The organism is Stutzerimonas nosocomialis (assembly GCF_005876855.1).
GTDB lineage: Bacteria > Pseudomonadota > Gammaproteobacteria > Pseudomonadales > Pseudomonadaceae > Stutzerimonas > Stutzerimonas nosocomialis.
The window spans coordinates 26,099-39,046 of sequence record NZ_QLAE01000009.1; the positions used below are offsets into that span (position 1 = coordinate 26,099).

At 64.4% G+C, this 12,948-nt stretch carries 11 protein-coding genes and 1 tRNA gene; 5 read left to right on the plus strand and 7 right to left on the minus strand.

The genetic code is table 11. The annotated features are described in order from the left end of the window. Positions 1-10 precede the first annotated feature (10 nt). Both folK and folB read right to left on the minus strand, forming a co-directional pair. Positions 11-559 carry a 2-amino-4-hydroxy-6-hydroxymethyldihydropteridine diphosphokinase gene (gene folK / locus DN824_RS07580; RefSeq protein ID WP_138407745.1) on the minus strand — a complete coding sequence of 183 codons (549 nt, stop codon included), beginning with the start codon at positions 557-559 and terminating at the stop codon, positions 11-13. Then, a complete protein-coding gene (gene folB, locus DN824_RS07585) occupies positions 550-903 on the minus strand; it encodes a dihydroneopterin aldolase (protein ID WP_138407746.1) in 354 nt (117 codons plus the stop codon). Before folB ends, folK begins: the two co-directional genes overlap by 10 nt. Before the next feature lie 74 nt (positions 904-977). On the opposite strand from folB, the gene plsY reads away from it, so the two are divergent. After that, the gene (gene plsY / locus DN824_RS07590; protein WP_138407747.1) at positions 978-1,547 is read left to right on the plus strand and encodes a glycerol-3-phosphate 1-O-acyltransferase PlsY; all 570 of its coding nucleotides are present in this window, start codon (positions 978-980) and stop codon (positions 1,545-1,547) included. Between the two features lie 9 nt (positions 1,548-1,556). Here plsY and tsaD read toward each other — a convergent pair whose 3' ends face one another. After that, on the minus strand, positions 1,557-2,582 hold the full coding sequence (tsaD, locus tag DN824_RS07595) for a tRNA (adenosine(37)-N6)-threonylcarbamoyltransferase complex transferase subunit TsaD (protein WP_138407748.1): 1,026 nt from the start codon (positions 2,580-2,582) through the stop codon (positions 1,557-1,559). Between the two features lie 200 nt (positions 2,583-2,782). On the opposite strand from tsaD, the gene rpsU reads away from it, so the two are divergent. The 4 genes from rpsU (at position 2,783) to DN824_RS07615 (ending at position 7,332) form a co-directional block, all read left to right on the plus strand. Continuing rightward, a complete protein-coding gene (gene rpsU, locus DN824_RS07600; protein WP_102826188.1) occupies positions 2,783-2,998 on the plus strand; it encodes a 30S ribosomal protein S21 in 216 nt (71 codons plus the stop codon). Positions 2,999-3,217: 219 nt separating this feature from the next. Next, positions 3,218-5,182: a DNA primase gene (gene dnaG, locus DN824_RS07605; protein WP_138407749.1), complete on the plus strand. Its 1,965-nt coding sequence runs from the start codon at positions 3,218-3,220 to the stop codon at positions 5,180-5,182. Positions 5,183-5,249: 67 nt separating this feature from the next. After that, a complete protein-coding gene (rpoD, locus tag DN824_RS07610; RefSeq protein WP_138407750.1) occupies positions 5,250-7,106 on the plus strand; it encodes an RNA polymerase sigma factor RpoD in 1,857 nt (618 codons plus the stop codon). A gap of 149 nt (positions 7,107-7,255) precedes the next feature. Next, positions 7,256-7,332, plus strand: a tRNA-Ile gene (locus DN824_RS07615). Positions 7,333-7,633: 301 nt separating this feature from the next. Here the strand turns inward: DN824_RS07615 and DN824_RS07620 are convergent. From DN824_RS07620 to DN824_RS07635, 4 genes are all read right to left on the minus strand, one after another. Further along, on the minus strand, positions 7,634-9,154 hold the full coding sequence (locus DN824_RS07620; RefSeq protein WP_241666670.1) for a PepSY domain-containing protein: 1,521 nt from the start codon (positions 9,152-9,154) through the stop codon (positions 7,634-7,636). A gap of 5 nt (positions 9,155-9,159) precedes the next feature. Further along, complete coding sequence (locus DN824_RS07625) at positions 9,160-11,319, minus strand: TonB-dependent receptor (protein ID WP_174236480.1); 2,160 nt, start codon at positions 11,317-11,319, stop codon at positions 9,160-9,162. Positions 11,320-11,394: 75 nt separating this feature from the next. After that, positions 11,395-11,820, minus strand: coding sequence for a DUF2946 domain-containing protein (locus tag DN824_RS07630; RefSeq protein ID WP_138407753.1), 426 nt, complete (start codon positions 11,818-11,820; stop codon positions 11,395-11,397). A 179-nt stretch (positions 11,821-11,999) separates the two neighbouring features. Further along, positions 12,000-12,944, minus strand: coding sequence for an AraC family transcriptional regulator (locus DN824_RS07635; RefSeq protein WP_241666639.1), 945 nt, complete (start codon positions 12,942-12,944; stop codon positions 12,000-12,002). Between the last annotated feature and the right edge of the window lie 4 nt (positions 12,945-12,948).

Consider the following 12,948-nt stretch of genomic DNA (forward strand, 5'->3'; position numbering starts at 1 on the left):
CAGCGCAGGCTCAGGCGCGGCAGTCCGGCCGGGGATAGGCCTCTGTCAGCGCGTTAGGCGTCAGCTCCAGACCGCGCCACTGGAACGGCACCGGCCAGAGCTGCTGATCGATGGAGGCCGCCGCCCAGAGCTCGGCAAAGGTGCGACCGGCGCCGGGATGGCGCGTATCCGGCGCCAGCAGGGCCAGCGGCCACAGGACGAAGGCGTTTTTCAGGATTTCCGGGCGAGGCAGCAGCAGGCCGTCGAACTGCCCGGCCAGGTCGGCGTAGGTCAGCACGTCGATATCCAACGGCAGGCCTTTGCGGTCGGGTGCATAGCGGCCGTTGTCCGCCTCGATGAACTTGAGCCGGCGATCCAACTCCAGCAGCGGCAGCGCCGTGAAGCCGTGGACGACCAGGTTGTAGAAGTTGTCGCTCCTGATGCCTACCGCCAGGCTCTCGAACACCGGCGAGCAACGCATCCCGCTCAGCACCTCGCTCAGGGCTTCGAGCCCTGCGAGCAGATGGCTTTCCCGGGCGATGTTGCTTCCCAGGCCCAGCAATACCGGTGTCAGCGACATCCGCGTTCGATCTCCACGCCCAGCGCGGCCGCGCGTGGGTTGACGCCCGGCTTGGTCACCCGCAACCGCAGCCAGACGATACCGAATTCGCTCATCAGGCTGGCGGCCAGCCGTTCGGCGAAGGTTTCCACCAGCTCGAAACGCGCCTGGGCGGCGAAGCGGTCGATGGATTCGACAACCCGGGCGTAATCCAGTGCCTTGTCCAGCTCATCGTTCTGTGCCGCCGGGCGAATATCCCAGCCCAGGGTCAGATCGAGCCGCAGGCACTGGCGGATCCCACGCTCCCAGTCGTACGCACCGATCAGGGTGTCGACTTCGAGCCCCTCGATGAAAACCCTATCCACGCATCGCTCTCCTACACACGACAAACCCCTCGGGGCGCCGCTAGACTCAGGGCTCCCTGCCCCGGATGGAATTCATGTTCTGGCTGCTGACCTCGCTCGCCTACCTGCTCGGCTCGCTGTCGTTCGCCATTATGCTCAGCCGCCTGGCAGGCGTGCCCGACCCGCGTGTCGGCGGCTCCGGCAATCCCGGCGCGACCAACGTACTGCGCCTGGCCGGCAAGCGCCTGGCCATCGCCACGCTGCTCGGCGACCTGTGCAAGGGCCTGCTGCCGGTCCTGCTCGCCGCCCACCTGGGCCAGACGACCCAGCAGCAAGCCTGGATCGGCCTGGCCGCGGTCTGCGGCCACCTCTATCCGCTGTACTTCCGATTCCGTGGCGGCAAGGGCGTGGCCACGGCCGCCGGCGCCCTGCTCGGGCTCTATCCGCCCGCCGCGCTGCTCGCGCTGGGCTGCTGGCTGCTCGTGTTCAGCCTCACCCGTACCAGTTCCGTGGCGGCCCTGAGCGCGCTGCCCCTGGCCCTTCCGCTGCTCGCCTGGCAGAAGCCCGCCGCCCTCCTGCCGATGGCGGTACTGGCCTGCCTGGTGGTCTGGCGACACCGGGGCAATCTGCGCGACCTGATGGCCGGACGCGAGCGCCATTTCTGAGCCTGCCGATCAGACCGGCTGCAACTGCTCCATCGGCCAGCGCGCCTGCACCTGGATCTGCGGCCCCTCGTGCTGTCCGGCCAGCAACCGCTGGCACCCGGCATAGGCGATCATCGCACCGTTGTCGGTACAAAAGCGGGGGCGCGCATAGAACACCTGCCCCTTGAATTCACCGAGCATCGTTTCGAGCGCCTGGCGCAGCGAGCGGTTGGCGCTCACGCCGCCGGCGATCACCAGGCTCTTCAAGCCGGTCTGCTTCAGTGCCCGCCGGCACTTGATGGTCAGGGTCTCGACCACCGCCTGCTGGAATGCCAGGGCGATGTCGCAACGGGTCTGCTCGCTGTCGTCGCCGGCGTCACGGCACTGTTGCCAGGTGTTGAGGGTGAAGGTCTTGAGGCCGCTGAAGCTGAAGTCGAGCCCGGGACGATCGGTCATCGGCCGCGGGAAGACGAAACGCCCGGCGCTACCCTGCTCGGCCAGGCGCGCGATCTCCGGGCCGCCCGGATACGGCAGGCCCATCAGCTTGGCGGTCTTGTCGAAGGCTTCGCCAGCGGCGTCGTCCACCGACTCGCCCAAGAGCTCGTAGCGGCCGATGCCATCGACCCGAACCAGCTGGGTATGGCCGCCGGACACCAGCAAGGCGACGAACGGAAAGGCCGGCGGCTGCTCTTCGAGCATCGGCGCCAGCAGATGACCTTCCATATGGTGCACACCGAGCGCCGGGACGCCCCAGGCCAGCGCCAGCGCCTGGGCACAGGACGCTCCCACCAGCAGCGCGCCGACCAGTCCGGGCCCGGCGGTATAGGCGACCGCATCGATATCGACCGCCTGTCGGCCGGATTCGTCGAGCACCTGCCGGATGAGCGGCAGCATGCGCTTGACGTGGTCGCGCGAAGCCAGCTCCGGCACCACGCCGCCGAACACCCGGTGCAGGTCGATCTGGCTGAACAGCGCGTCGGCCAAAAGGCCCTGCTCGCTGTCGTAGAGCGCGACGCCGGTTTCGTCGCAGGACGTTTCCAGACCCAGCACAAGCATGCGTGGAGACCTTCGAGGCAGCTGAAAAAGAAGCCGTGCATATTAATCGGCCCGGCAAGCGACCGACCAGCGCTTTTCGATCGGAGGCTTTGCAATCCCCCCGGCGAAGGGGTAACATCCGCAACCCTTAAAACCAGCGTGCTTGCGAGTCATTTGCCGAAGCGCGTTGTAACCGGTAAACAAGTGAAGGTACGTGCTGGATGCCCAATGTCAAAGTTAAAGAGAACGAACCCTTCGACGTAGCTCTGCGTCGCTTCAAGCGTTCGTGCGAAAAGGCCGGTGTTCTGGCCGAAGTTCGTAGCCGCGAGTTCTACGAAAAGCCGACTTCCGAGCGCAAGCGCAAAGCCGCCGCAGCGGTCAAGCGTCACGCCAAGAAAGTGCAGCGCGAACAGCGCCGCAGCGTGCGCCTGTACTGATCCAGTACAGCTGACGCCGCATAAAGCCCGGCCATGCCGGGCTTTGCACAAGACTCCGCTTCGCCAACCGGCGAATGGCCGGAGTTTTTTCATTTCCAGTCACGCCTCGATCAGCGATCGAAGATCGTGCCGACAGGATGACCGGAAGATGAGCGTGGTTACTCGGGCCTTGCGGCCCGTGCCGTTGGCCTGCTTCCACACGCGCGTATCCAGAGACTCATGGCCGGCCTGATCCCTCAATCGTTCATCGACGACCTGCTCAACCGCTCCGACATCGTCGAGGTGGTCGGCTCGCGCATCCAGCTGAAAAAAGCCGGCAAGAACTACACCGCGCGCTGCCCCTTCCATAACGAAAAGACCCCCTCCTTCAGCGTCAGCCCCGACAAGCAGTTCTACTACTGCTTCGGCTGCGGCGCGGGCGGCAACGCCCTGGGCTTCGTCATGGACCATGACAACCTGGACTTCCCCCAGGCAGTCGAGGACCTGGCCCGACGCGCCGGCATGGAAGTCCCGCGCGAGGAAGGTGGCCGCGCCCAGAAGCGCCAGCCGGTGGACTCCCCGCTCTACCCGCTGCTGGACGCCGCAGCCGAGTACTACCGCCAGGCACTCAAGAGCCACCCCACTCGCAAGGCCGCGGTGGAGTACCTCAAGGGCCGCGGGCTCTCCGGCGTGATCGCCCGCGATTTCGGCCTCGGCTTCGCGCCGCCGGGCTGGGACAACCTGATGAAGCACCTGGGCGGCGATGCGCTGCAGCAGAAGGCGATGATCGACGCCGGCCTGCTGATCGAGAACGCCGACACCGGCAAGCGCTACGACCGCTTCCGCGACCGCGTGATGTTCCCGATCAGAGACAGCCGCGGCCGGGTGATCGCCTTCGGCGGACGCGTGCTCGGCGACGACAAGCCCAAGTACCTCAACTCGCCGGAGACCCCGGTCTTCCACAAGGGCCAGGAACTCTACGGGCTCTACGAGGCGCGCAAGGCCAACCGCGATCTCGACGAGATCATGGTGGTCGAAGGCTACATGGACGTGATCGCACTGGCGCAACAGGGCCTGCGCAACGCCGTCGCCACCCTCGGCACCGCGACCAGCGAAGAGCACCTCAAGCGGCTGTTTCGCATCGTGCCGCACGTGCTGTTCTGCTTCGACGGTGACATGGCCGGGCGCAAGGCGGCCTGGCGCGCGCTGGAGGCGACGCTGCCGAACCTGCAGGACGGCCGCCGCGCGCGCTTCCTGTTCCTGCCCGACGGCGAAGACCCGGACAGCCTGGTGCGTGCCGAAGGAACCGACGCGTTTCGCGCCCGCATCAACCAGCAGGCACAGCCGCTGGCCGACTACTTTTTCCAGCAACTGAGCGAAGAGGCCGACCCGCGCTCGCTCGAAGGCAAGGCGCATCTGGCGACGCTCGCCGCACCGCTGATCGAAAAGATTCCGGGCGCCAACCTGCGCACCCTGATGCGCCAGCGGTTGAGCGAACTCACCGGCCTCAACGGCCAGGCGCTTCAGGAGATGAGTCAGGGCAGCCCGCGACAGGAGTCGGCCAGCCAGGACGACGGCTACTACTTCGACACCAGCGAGCCCGAGCCCGCCTATTACGAGCCTCACACCCCGGGCGAAAGCCCCGGACGCGGCGGCAAGAAGGAGTGGAAGAAGGACGGCAAGGGCGATTGGAAGAAAGGCGGCAAGAAGGACTGGAAGACGTCCGGGCGCAAGGACGACGCCGCACCGCGCGGCCCGCGCACGCCAGCCACCGTCGAACCGCCGGCGCTGACCACCCTGCGCACCCTGCTCCATCATCCTGAACTGGCCCAGAAGGTCGAGGATGCCAGCCATTTCGCCGCCGAAGACGACACGTACGCGCAGCTACTGGTCGCCCTGCTCGGCACGCTGCAGAAGAATCCGAAGCTACGGACGCTGCAACTCATCGCCCGCTGGCATGGAACCGATCAAGGGCGGCTTTTACGCGCCCTGGCGGAGAAAGAATGGCTGATTTCGGCCGATAACCTTGAACAACAGTTTTTCGACACTATAACTACCCTGGCCGCAAGACAACGCGAGCGCAGCCTGGAGCTGCTGCTTCGCAAGGCACGTCAGGGTGAACTTAGCGCAGAGGAAAAAGATCAACTGCGCAACCTGTTGAACCGCTCATCATCTGCCGCTACATCGACCTCAACTGGCGCGTGAGGTCCCTGCTCAGCTATAATGCTCAGCTTGTTTTCAGCCCGCCAGAACCGTCAGTGGATAGGGTTTTATGTCCGGAAAAGCGCAACAGCAGTCCCGCCTCAAAGAGTTGATCCAGCGTGGCCGTGAGCAGGGTTACCTGACTTACGCAGAGGTCAACGACCACCTGCCGGAGGATATTTCCGATCCGGAACAGGTAGAAGACATCATTCGCATGATCAACGACATGGGCATCAACGTATTCGAGGCTGCCCCCGATGCGGATGCTCTGTTGTTGGCCGAGGCCGATACCGACGAAGCGGCAGCTGAAGAAGCCGCCGCGGCGCTGGCCGCCGTCGAAACCGACATCGGTCGTACCACCGACCCGGTGCGCATGTACATGCGCGAAATGGGCACGGTCGAATTGCTGACCCGCGAAGGCGAGATCGAAATCGCCAAACGCATCGAGGAAGGCATTCGCGAAGTCATGAGCGCCATCGCTCACTTCCCCGGCACCGTGGACAGCATCCTCGCCGACTACGAGCGCGTCACCACTGAAGGTGGCCGGCTTTCCGACATCCTCAGCGGCTACATCGACCCTGACGACGATGGCGCCTCGGGCGTCGAAGTGGAGCCCGTCGCCCCGCAGACCGCTGCCAAGCCGGCCGCCGATGACGACAAGGACGACGAAGACGAGGAAAGCGACGCCGACAGCGAGGAAGAAGAAGGCGATGGCGGCCCGGACCCGGAAGTGGCCCGTCAGCGCTTCGGTGCCGTCGCCGAGCAGCTCGAGAAGGCCAACAAGGCCCTCAAGAAGCACGGCCGCGACCACAAGCAGTCGACCGAAGAGCTTCAGGCCCTGGCCGAGCTGTTCATGCCGATCAAGCTCGTACCCAAGCAGTACGACGCCCTGGTCGAGCGCGTGCGCAGCGCCCTGCAGCAGGTCCGCGCCCAGGAACGCGCCATCATGCAGCTCTGCGTTCGTGACGCACGCATGCCGCGCGCCGACTTCCTGCGCCAGTTCCCGAACAACGAGACCAACCTCGACTGGGCCGAGCAGCTTGCCAGCGGCAAAGCCAAGTACGCGGAAGCCATCGGCAACATCAAGGACGACATCCGCAGCGCCCAGCAGAAGCTGATCGACCTCGAGCAGGAATGCCACCTCGCGATCGCCGACATCAAGGACATCAACCGTCGCATGTCCATCGGCGAAGCCAAGGCTCGCCGCGCCAAGAAGGAAATGGTCGAGGCCAACCTGCGTCTGGTCATCTCGATCGCCAAGAAGTACACCAACCGCGGTCTGCAGTTCCTCGACCTGATCCAGGAAGGCAACATCGGCCTGATGAAGGCGGTGGACAAGTTCGAATACCGCCGCGGCTACAAGTTCTCCACCTACGCCACCTGGTGGATTCGCCAGGCGATCACTCGCTCCATCGCCGACCAGGCGCGGACCATCCGCATCCCGGTCCACATGATCGAGACGATCAACAAGCTCAACCGCATTTCCCGCCAGATGCTGCAGGAAATGGGTCGCGAACCGACGCCGGAAGAGCTGGGCGAGCGCATGGAAATGCCCGAGGACAAGATCCGCAAGGTGTTGAAGATCGCCAAGGAACCGATCTCCATGGAAACCCCGATCGGTGACGACGAAGACTCGCACCTGGGTGACTTCATCGAAGACTCCGCCATGCAGTCGCCGATCGACGTGGCGACCGTGGAAAGCCTCAAGGAAGCCACCCGCGAAGTCCTCGCCGGCCTGACCGCCCGGGAAGCCAAGGTGCTGCGCATGCGCTTCGGCATCGACATGAACACCGACCACACCCTCGAGGAAGTCGGCAAGCAGTTCGATGTCACCCGCGAGCGCATCCGCCAGATCGAAGCCAAGGCGCTGCGCAAGCTGCGCCACCCGACGAGAAGCGAGCACCTGCGCTCCTTCCTCGACGAGTGATGACAAGAACCCCGGCCCAGGCCGGGGTTCTTGTTTCTGCGCGATCGACATTACGCGTCACGCCGGCACGCCCATCCAGCCCTGCACGCGCAACGGCACAAACCTTGGCGCCCGGGAAAGCCCGCCGGTATAATCCGCCGGCCTTCTGGGGGCCTATAGCTCAGTTGGTTAGAGCAGAGGACTCATAATCCTTTGGTCCACGGTTCGAGTCCGTGTGGGCCCACCATCTTCAAAGCCGCGCACTGCGCGGCTTTTTCGTGCCCTGAACAAACCTTCCTTGTCCCGAGCGCCCCCTGGAGTGGAGCTCGGCAGTGAGCCGAATAGAGTCGCTGATCGGCTCACAGGCGAGCAAATCCATGAATCCCCTTCTGGATCTGGCAACAGCCCGGCTGGCCGCACCTCACCTGGCAAGCCGAACCGCTTGTCCCGCCGCGCCCCGGCTCTCACCACCCAGCGCAAGCATGTACACCACCTGAAGCGCCGCGGTGATCCAACTGGTTCGGTCTCCTGCCGACCTGCCGCTCCAGTTATTTGGGAGACGCCTTGGCTTTGGGGCCTGTTTCCATCGGGGTCCGTGGCACGTCGCGTCGACGTCTGCGCTGGCGCTGCAAACGCCGCCAGCCCAAAACGGTGCCACTGACGCAAATGACAAAACCTCCGAGACTGAAGGCGATGATCAGAGCTTCTCGCAGACGTGGGCGCACCAGCAGCGGTTGCCAATCCCAGCTGTGCAGCAGATTGAACAGCCAGCGTCCGATTCGTTGCCGCTGATCGTGACGCGCGACCATCTCTCCGCTGGCAGGATCAAGGTATATCCAGGTCTGCTCGGGATCGCCGAAACGCACCCGCAGCACCGGAAGCGGCCGGCTCAGGTGGCCATACATGCTCTGCACGTCGCGGGCGAAGTAATAGGAATCGAAGCGTTCGATCCAGTCGGTATCCGCCGATACAGATGCAGATGCCATGGTTCGAGCTGCAGCGAGCAGCCGCTCACGAGGAAGCTCCCGAATGAGTGTCTCGCCTTGCAGGATGCGGCTGTTGCCGGCTGAATCGCGCGCCACTAGATAGGTATCGCCATCCAGGCGGCGCCATTCCAGCTCGACCACTTCCAGCTCCGCGCGTAGCAACTGCAGCGCCTGCGTGACGGAGATCGAAAGATCCGAAGCGCGAAGCGTGCCGCCCTGCATGGCCGCAGCGTCGAGACGCGATCGGCTGTCGGTCACGCTCCACGGGCGCATGGACATCAAACCACTGAAGATCCATGCCACCAGCACGCCCCCGAACAGCAATCCGCCGATATGGTGCCAACGCAACCAACCACCCGGGTAAGGGCTACGCGAGCCGTTGCGATAGGGTTTGCGCAACCGCCAGCGCATCACACCGACCACCATGCCCAGCACGGCCACGGCCGTGCCGAGCAGGGATAAGGCGATCACCAACACACGCCAGCCGTTGTCGAAGCCGAACCCACCGCGCAACGGGTACAACCAGTGCAGCCAGGCCCCCAACCAATTCCAGCGCCGTTCCCCCAGACTGGCATCACGCACCACCTCACCGGTTCTTCCTGAAAGGTAGAGCCAGGTTGTCTCGGCATCTCCCAACTCGACAAGGTGCAACGGGCGATCAGCATCGAGGGCGCGCGAATGCGTCCAGACGTCTTCGTCGAACTGGCCGCGATAGATCAGTGGCACGTCGCCGGCATACTGCCGGGCGCCGGCCAACGCCCAGCCCTCGTCGGCGCGCTCGAGAGGTTCGCCGCTGCGGGCATCGAGGGCCACGCGACGTCCGTCGGCCAGGTCGAGCAGGTAGAACGGCCGCCCGCCCAGGCTGGTCAGGCGCAACCGCTGCAGCGGAGTCCGCGCCCACTGCGCCGGCACCTCGGCGCAGCACGCGGCAGGCAGCGCAGGCAGGTGCCCAAGGCGCTCGCCCGGCGTCAGTTTGGGATAACCGACATAGAGCATCACTACGCCGGACACGAACCACAGCGCCATCAGCAGGCACAGTGCGATGCCCAGCCAGCGATGCCAGAGGTAGAACTGGCGCTTCAGCATCGTCAGTAACGCCATTGCACTGCCATTTCCAGGCTGCGTGGCTCGCCCAGGTAGTACTGGGTGTTGCTCTGGTGGATGAAACGGGCATAGACCTCGTCGGTAACGTTGCGCAGGCGCGCGCTCAGCTCGGTATGTGCGTTCAGGTCATGCTTGATGAACATCCCGTAGACCGTGTAGGACGGCACCCACATGGTGTTGGCGGTATTGGCGTAGACCGAAGAGACGTAGCGCGCATCGGCCCCGACCTGCCAATCTGGCGCCAGGTCGTAGGTCAACCAGAGGTTGGCGACACGGTCGGGAATGTTCACCGGGTTTTTGCCCTTGCGTGAAACCACCGCGCCGTTGTCGGTTTCGTTGAACTCGTCATATTCGGCGCGCACCCAGGCGACATTGCCGGCGGCCAGCAACTGCGGGGTAATCCTGAACGCAGCCGCCAGCTCGATACCGGTGGAGGTCTGCTGACCGGCCTGCTCGGTGGTGTTCGGCACGGTGGAGGACGGCACCGAGATGTTCTTGCGCACGATGCGATATGCCGCTGCCGTGGCCGAACCACGCCCATCGAGGAAATCGAACTTGGTACCGACTTCAACCTGCCGACCGGTGCTCAGGTCGAAATCGCCAACCTGACCGATGCTCGCACTGGTCAGGGTGCCGCCTGGTGGTTCGGCGGAGGTGCTGTACTGGGTGTAGAGGCTAACGGTATCGGTCAGGTCATAGACCAGCCCGACCCGCCCGGTGAAGGCATCCCAGCGCCGATCAAGTTCGGCGCCGGCCGCGTGGTCGACTATGTCGAAATCGATATGGTCGTAGCGCAACGCGGTGACGAGCGCGAGGCGCTCCGTCAGCCGGGTGCGGTTCTCGACGAACGCCGAGGTGGTGTCGGTCCAGGTGCTGCGGCCCTTGGTACGCGGCGCATCCATGCCGGGGATGTCGAGGAATCCGCCTGGGTCGAAGCCATTCGGATCGACCGTATCGAAGTTCGCCGATATCGACAGCGGGTAGTTGGTCTGCCGGTTGCTGCTGTATTCCAGGCCAAAGGCCCAGTCGCTGGCCAGGCCGAGCAGCTCGCCGGCATGAATCAGTTCGAGACGGTTGCCATTCACCTCCTGATCATGCCGTTGCCGATAGGCCGCGGAGCGCGTCACCCCCGTGTTGTCTGCGTTGTAACGGTAGCGCTCGAGGTTGCGGTAATCGCGGTTGCCCTTGTAGTGGTAGAAGGTATTGCGCATTTGAGTCGCGTCGTCGAAACGGTAGTCCGTGATCGAACGCAGCCAGCGGGTACGTTGCTCGTAGCGGCCATCCTCGACGTTGTAGTTGTCGAAGCGGTTGTGCTTGTCGATATGCAGCGTTCCGCTCAGCGGCTGCAACACCGGCGAGCCCCAGTACGGGCTGTCTTCCTTCTCTTCAAGGTACTCGATGGCCAGCGTATGGGAGAGCCGGTCGTTGAGGTCGGTGAGCAGGGAGAACGCCAGGTTGCCGGCACCGTTTTCCTGGCGGTCGATGTAGCCATTGGTATTGGTACGGCTGTAATCCAGACGCGCATAGTGGCGCGGCCCGTCGCCCTCGTTGAGTGCCTGGTTGAGACCGATGGCGGTTTCCCATGTGTCGTAGCGCGAATAGCTTAGCCGGCCCTCAATACTGTCCTCGTCTCGGCTGGCCAGCTTGGTAATGAAGTTGAGGCTACCGCCGACTGCACCGCTACCGTTAAGAAAGGACGACGGGCCGCCCAGCAGCTCCACACGATCATAGATCCAGGCGCCAACGGGGCGGGCCGAGCCGCCGTATTGCAGGTTGATGCCGTTAAATAACTGGCCGATCTGCGCGCCATTGAAACCACGGTAGGCCACATAACCGCCCCAACCGGGCGGAGCCGAGGCATTCACGCCAGGCAAGGCATTGGCGGCGTCCTGAAAGTTGCGCGCCCCGATGCGCTCCATGGTCGCTCGGTCAGCCACGCTGACCGATGCCGGATTTTCGCGAGCGCTCATAGTGAGGCGCGAGCCGCTCTCGATGGTTCTGTCCAGGTTGATACCGGTGGCCTCGTCGGGCTCTGCCGCGACAGCGGTGACGGTATCTGCGGGTAGCGTCAGGGCGTCGTTTTTTTGCGCCCAAGCAAACGGTGCGCTGCCAACAAGCAGCACAAGGGTCGTGGCTCGAAACATGAAGAGCTTCCTGTGGTTTTGGATTCGACAAAGCCCGCCGCCGGCGTGAAAAAAGCCGGAGTCGTGAAGGCGAACTCAGGTAGCAGGAAGCAGTGCTGGGGAGGCGCGAGGGTTGGCGGCAGGCCAGTGATAACGAGGCGTTGTCGGAAGGCCGGGCGCAGGCGGCGGCCGGATGGGATTCAGCGGCAACCGACCGATCAGACCAAAAAGGGCGGCAACCATCACCGCGCCAAACAGGCTCGTCACGGCGCAGCCACTCCCCATGAGCGCGTTCATCGACGAGCTGTCGTGGCTCGCCTGGACGCCGTGGCCCCCGTGGTAGTGGTCGTGGCTGCCCGCATGACTGTCCATGTGCGAGGCGGAGTGATGATGGGCACTGGAACCGACAAGCTGCAGGCCTGCCATCTGTCCGTGGCAATACGCACAAGCCAGCCCGGCGATGAAGACGCTGAGGTACAGCCCCCAAATGATCAGCGAACGTTGTCGGCGGGCCAGTTTCATCAGGCGCAGCTCGGTCAGATTAAAGCGGTGGTTACTCAGAACGGCGCTCGCCGCGCCGCCACCATAAGCGCCCCCGTTGCAGCCGTCTACATCGGTGACGCGCCAAGGGGGCACCGGCGCACGCCGATACAGGGACGAGGAACACCATTCGGCGTAACCGGAACCTTCCCTGACGCCGGCTACTGGCCAGCCCCCTGCCTGCGGGCGTATCGGCTGGGTGACTCGCCGACATGCCGGGCGAATGCGAAGCCGAAAGCGCTGGCGGACCCATAGCCCACCCGCTCGGCGACATCGGAGACCGAGAGGCCGCCCCCACGAAGCAGTTCCTTCGCGATCCTCATGCGCCAGGCCAGCAGGTATTCCATCGGCGCCACGCCCAGGGTCCGCGTGAAGCGCTCGAAGAACGCGGAGCGGGAAAGCGCGGCCACCTTGGCCAATTGGTCGACCGTCCACGGATGCCCCACCCGCGCATGCATTTGCCGAAGCGCCGGAGCCAGGCGCTCATCGCCCAGGCCTCGCAGTAAGCCTGGAGGGGCACCCGGGGCCGTTTTCGAGCGCATCGCCTCGACCAGCAACAGGTCGACGAGCCGCGACAGCATGAAATCGCTTCCCGGCTCCCGGGCCGCGGACTCCTCGCCCACCAGGTTCACGAGTTGCTGCAGCCGTGTCGAGCCTTGCACATGCACCACCTCCGGCAGCAAGGACAGCAACAGGCCAGGATCCACGCAATCGAACAGGAAGGTGCCGCCGAGCGACCTCATGTCGGGCGTGCCTTCCCGCTCGCCATAGCGCACCTCGTCACGCCCTCCGGCAACGTCGTGAGGGTTCAGGTAGACCGGCGGCACCGGCGCGAAACTGGACAGCATGAAGCCCGGCGTGGCGGGCAGCAGAATGAAATCGCCCGCACTGATGCGGATGGGCTCGTGTCCATCGACCGCCAGCAGCGCGCTCCCCTCCAGCACGATGCAGAAGCTCGGCAGCCCATACCGCGAATAACGCACCGCCCAGTTTCCCTTGCCACTGACGACGTTGGCGAAGACCGCTCGTGGACGCAGGAACCTGACGACCTCAGAAAGGGGATCATTCATATCTTGGACGATCGGTAGATAAATCAGGATTTTCACCTTA

Bases quoted from the DNA above. Each gene is read 5' to 3' on its own strand.
- plsY (WP_138407747.1), top strand. From the start codon at position 978: ATGTTCTGGCTGCTGACCTCGCTCGCCTACCTGCTCGGCTCGCTGTCG.
- rpsU (WP_102826188.1), top strand. From the start codon at position 2,783: ATGCCCAATGTCAAAGTTAAAGAGAACGAACCCTTCGACGTAGCTCTG.
- rpoD (WP_138407750.1), top strand. From the start codon at position 5,250: ATGTCCGGAAAAGCGCAACAGCAGTCCCGCCTCAAAGAGTTGATCCAG.
- dnaG (WP_138407749.1), top strand. From the start codon at position 3,218: ATGGCCGGCCTGATCCCTCAATCGTTCATCGACGACCTGCTCAACCGC.
- folK (WP_138407745.1), bottom strand. From the start codon at position 559: ATGTCGCTGACACCGGTATTGCTGGGCCTGGGAAGCAACATCGCCCGG.
- DN824_RS07625 (WP_174236480.1), bottom strand. From the start codon at position 11,319: ATGTTTCGAGCCACGACCCTTGTGCTGCTTGTTGGCAGCGCACCGTTT.
- tsaD (WP_138407748.1), bottom strand. From the start codon at position 2,582: ATGCTTGTGCTGGGTCTGGAAACGTCCTGCGACGAAACCGGCGTCGCG.
- DN824_RS07630 (WP_138407753.1), bottom strand. From the start codon at position 11,820: ATGAAACTGGCCCGCCGACAACGTTCGCTGATCATTTGGGGGCTGTAC.